The organism is Gillisia xinjiangensis, assembly GCF_046298265.1.
GTDB classification, from domain to species: domain Bacteria; phylum Bacteroidota; class Bacteroidia; order Flavobacteriales; family Flavobacteriaceae; genus Gillisia; species Gillisia xinjiangensis.
On the sequence record NZ_JBKAHK010000051.1, the window covers coordinates 1 to 655 of the forward strand.

Sequence of the window (655 nt, forward strand, 5' to 3'; positions counted from 1 at the left end):
CCGCTGGCCTGGATCACTGCGCGCAGGTGTTCTGCGCGGCGCTCGGCCGTACGATCCGCTATCGCGACCTGCACGTCGACGCGTGGAGATCGAAGCTGTGGCAAGCAGGCGTACCCGCGCACCTCCTCAACCACCTCACGACGATGGCTGAACTGCACCAACAAGGTCGTTATGACCGTATGACCGACGACTACATCAGGCTCACCGGCCGCACACCCACTAGCCTGCACGATTTCGTGACGCTTCATGCCGCGGACTTCACGCGATGCGAGGCCGCAGCCTGAGCAATTGATTGAAGAGGATCGGCGGTCCCCGACTGCTGACGCTCCCAAGCCGTACATCTCTCTGTGGACACCTGAAAGGAACAGCTGACCATGATTCTCCCCTAAGAAGGAGCTCAGAGCTCGCCGTCGTTGCTCCCTCGACGCTCTATCCTCCGGCATTTCCTTTCCGGCTCCCTCGCAATCGCCGTCGCCGCCTTAACCGGCTGCGGCTCAAGGCGCGATCTGCCGCCTGAACGTCGGACCAGAGGCAAGTACGGAAGAGGCGATCAGGGAAGCCGATAACCTTATATTCAAATAGTGCCAGATCTCACGCAGTCCAAAGCCCTAGCGTCCGACAAGGGAAAACTGCTGGCACAATTCTGTTCGCTATC

The 655-nt window shown here is 60.0% G+C and carries 1 protein-coding gene; it reads left to right on the forward strand.

Annotated features, from left to right (window positions below):
• Positions 1-284 (forward strand): Rossmann-fold NAD(P)-binding domain-containing protein (locus ACKGJN_RS16405; protein WP_409540644.1); only part of this gene is annotated, 284 nt, incomplete at its 5' end.
• Between the last annotated feature and the right edge of the window lie 371 nt (positions 285-655).